The sequence below is a fragment of the Carnobacterium sp. genome (assembly GCF_032094055.1).
GTDB lineage: Bacteria > Bacillota > Bacilli > Lactobacillales > Carnobacteriaceae > Carnobacterium_A.
In genome coordinates this window covers 5,579-9,017 of record NZ_DAMDAK010000095.1, presented here as the reverse complement: position 1 = coordinate 9,017, position 3,439 = coordinate 5,579, and the positions used below count along the sequence as shown (strand labels likewise).

The 3,439-nt window shown below is 40.0% G+C and carries 5 protein-coding genes; all 5 read right to left on the bottom strand.

Annotation, left to right across the window (positions count from 1 at the left end; all coding sequences use genetic code 11):
- A partial coding sequence (locus tag RT405_RS11885) for an ATP-binding cassette domain-containing protein (protein ID WP_313469929.1) occupies positions 1–540 on the bottom strand: 540 nt, incomplete at its 3' end.
- On the bottom strand, positions 516–1,355 hold the full coding sequence (locus RT405_RS11880; RefSeq protein WP_313469927.1) for an energy-coupling factor ABC transporter ATP-binding protein: 840 nt from the start codon (positions 1,353–1,355) through the stop codon (positions 516–518). The genes RT405_RS11885 and RT405_RS11880, both read right to left, overlap by 25 nt.
- A gap of 526 nt (positions 1,356–1,881) precedes the next feature.
- Entirely contained in the window at positions 1,882–2,262 is a 381-nt protein-coding gene (gene rplQ / locus RT405_RS11875) for a 50S ribosomal protein L17 (RefSeq protein ID WP_035031167.1), read from the bottom strand.
- 26 nt (positions 2,263–2,288) lie between these two features.
- Entirely contained in the window at positions 2,289–3,233 is a 945-nt protein-coding gene (locus tag RT405_RS11870; RefSeq protein WP_035031165.1) for a DNA-directed RNA polymerase subunit alpha, read from the bottom strand.
- 73 nt (positions 3,234–3,306) lie between these two features.
- Positions 3,307–3,439: 30S ribosomal protein S11 (gene rpsK, locus RT405_RS11865; RefSeq protein WP_313469934.1), on the bottom strand; the 133-nt coding region annotated here is incomplete at its 5' end.

Below are 3,439 nucleotides of genomic sequence, written 5' to 3'. Positions count from 1 at the left end.
GCCTTGCGGGTCCAAGCCGGCAGTCGGTTCATCTAACACCAGTACATCCGGCTCCATCGCTAAGACACCGGCAATCGCCACACGCCGCATTTGTCCGCCTGATAAATCAAAAGGTGAACGTTCCATAAAGCTTTCATCTAATCCAACTAACGGCAACATCTTACGCGCCAATTCCGCAGCTTCTGCTTCAGAAGCACCAAAATTTTTCGGGCCAAATGCAATATCTTTCGCAACCGTTTCTTCAAATAATTGAGCTTCAGGAAATTGAAAAACAATTCCGACTTGTTTGCGGACCGACTTTAAGTTTTTATTGTTGGTATCCGGTGTGATTACCCGGTCGCCGATCGTTACGGTTCCTTCGGTTGGTTTCATCAACGCGTTCAAATGCTGTAGCACAGTCGATTTCCCACTGCCCGTATGCCCGACTAAAGCGGTGAAGCTGCCTTCTTTGATCACCATATCTATATCATAAAGGGCTCGGTTCTCAAAAGGCGTACCTTTTTGATACGTAAACCCTACTTTTTCGAAAGTAATGTCCATAGCCAGTCCACCATCCCTTCTTCTGTAAGGTATTCAGCCGGCACATCAATACCACGTTCATTTAGATCTAATTTTAATTTTTCAGGGAACGGCAAATCTAATCCCATATGAATCAATTTTTCACCTGAAGTAAAGATTTCTTCAGGCGTTCCTTCTTGAATCAACGACCCATTTTCCATCACTAGAATACGATTGGCATTTGCAGCTTCATCAATGTCATGTGTGATAGAAATCACCGTTAAGTTTGCTTTTTCCTTGATGGCTTTGACGGTTGCCAAGACTTCTTGTCTGCCTTGCGGATCGAGCATACTGGTGGCTTCATCTAAAATAATGATCGCTGGTCGTAAGGCAACGACACCGGCAATCGCTACCCGCTGCTTTTGTCCGCCTGATAAACGTGCCGGTTCTTTTTCCATAAAATCAGCCATTTTTACACGTTCAATCGCATCTGTTACTCGTTCAATCATTTCTTTTCTTGGGACTCCTAAATTTTCCAATCCAAAAGCAACATCGTCTTGGACCGTGGAGCCGACAAACTGATTATCGGGGTTTTGAAAAACCATTCCGACCATTTCTCTGATCTTCCAAATGTTTTCTTCGCTAAGAACTAAGCCGCCGACGGTTACTTCTCCTTGACTAGGTGCGATCAATCCATTGATCGTTTTAGCTAATGTCGATTTGCCGGATCCATTATGGCCAATAATCGCTACCCATTCTCCAGCTTCGATTGAAAGTGAAACCTTGTTTAAAGCTAATCGATCGTCTGACGTATGGTATTGATATGAAATATCTTTTAAATTAATGATCTTATCCATTGAACATTCCTCACGTTCTCGTTGAATTCAAGTCTACTTAAGACTAACAAAAATTAAAGTCCGGTGCAATATACGAGTAATAGCTTATTGAAACGGGTACTGATTTACTTATTTTTAAATGCACTTATTTCTGATTGTGGTTATGATAAATTGAATACTTAGTATAAGTTTGTTTAATAATAGGCAACTAATTAGTTAAATTTTTTTTAGCAGTGCTCCAACTTACCGGATTGAATACGCCAGTAGAGCTTTTTATACTAAAACAGGCAACAAATAAAGGGACAGACCCACTTATTTGTTGCCTGTTTTAAGACAAAAAAAATCACTTTTCTCGATGAATTTACCTCTCTTGAATGGAACCCATTTCCATCCAAGAGAAGTTTCGAGCTAGACTTGGAAAAACACTCGTTCCTTCCATCATCGTAACACTCTTTACATACATCAAAAAAGCGAACTCAGTTTGAATTTTGTATAATCGTGAACTTCAAGTTTCATTGTCATTCGCCAATGCCAAGTAGTCTTAAAATTAAACTAATTCAATAATAACCATTGGTGCAGCATCGCCGCGACGAGGTTCTGTTTTCATGATACGCGTGTATCCGCCTTGACGTTCAGCGTAACGAGGTGCGATATCACTAAATAATTTTTGCAAAGCAGATTGAACAACTACTTCTTCGTTTTCTTCTTTAATAGCTGCTACTTCGTTACGAACGTAAGCTGCTGCTTGACGGCGTGCATGCAAGTCGCCTTTTTTACCTAAAGTAATCATTTGCTCAGTTGTTTTGCGGATTTCTTTAGCGCGAGCTTCAGTCGTTACAATGCGTTCGTTAATGATTAGATCAGATGTTAAATCACGTAACATTGCTTTACGTTGTGAGCTTGTACGGCCTAATTTACGGTAACCCATTTTGATTTTCCTCCCTTGTTACAGTACTAATCGTCTTGGCGTAAGCTTAAATCAAGTTCTGACAACTTGTATTTAACTTCTTCAAGTGATTTACGTCCTAGATTACGTACTTTAATCATTTCAGCTTCTGATTTATCCGTTAATTCTTGAACTGAATTAATTCCGGCACGTTTCAAACAGTTGTATGAACGTACAGATAAGTCAAGTTCTTCAATTGTCATTTCAAGCATTTTTTCTTTATGCGTTTCTTCTTTTTCTACCATGATCTCAGCTTTGCGAGCTTCATCAGTTAGGTTTACGAAGATGTTTAAATGTTCTGTTAGAATTTTAGCAGCAAGACTAACTGCTTCTTCCGGACTGATTGAACCATCTGCCCATACATCAAGTGTTAATTTGTCAAAAATATTTTTTTGACCCACTCGTGTGTTTTCTACTTGGTAGTTTACACGACTAACTGGGGTGTAAATCGAATCGACTGGTAATACACCAATTGGCATATCATCTTGTTTATTGTGTTCAGCTCTAGCATAACCTCTGCCTGTTTTAGCTGTCATGCGTACATGGAAACGTGCGCCTTCTGCTACAGTACAAATGTACAAATCAGGGTTTAAGATTTCAACATCGCTATCGTAAACGATATCCGCTGCAGTGACAACTGCTGGACCTTTTACATCGATTTCAATCGTTTTATCATCACCAGAATATAACTTGAGTGCAAGTTTTTTTATATTTAAAATGATTGACGTTACATCTTCAAGTACACCATCGACAGCCGAAAATTCGTGTAATACACCATCAATTTGAATTGTGGTTACTGCAGCTCCCGGTAGTGAAGACAACAAGATACGACGTAGGGAGTTACCTAACGTAGTTCCATAACCGCGTTCAAGTGGTTCTACAACGAATTTGCCAAACTTAGCATCATCGCTGATCTCAATCGTTTCAATTCTTGGTTTTTCAATTTCGATCATTCTATCTATACCCCTTTCAAAACGTGAAGTTCATGTTACCGAGCGCAAAACTACAAAATGAAGCAGCTCTCAATTAAACACGACGGCGTTTTGGAGGGCGGCATCCATTATGAGGAATAGGAGTTACGTCGCGGATTGCAGTAACTTCTAACCCAGTTGCTTGTAGAGAACGGATTGCTGCTTCACGACCTGAACCAGGACCTTTA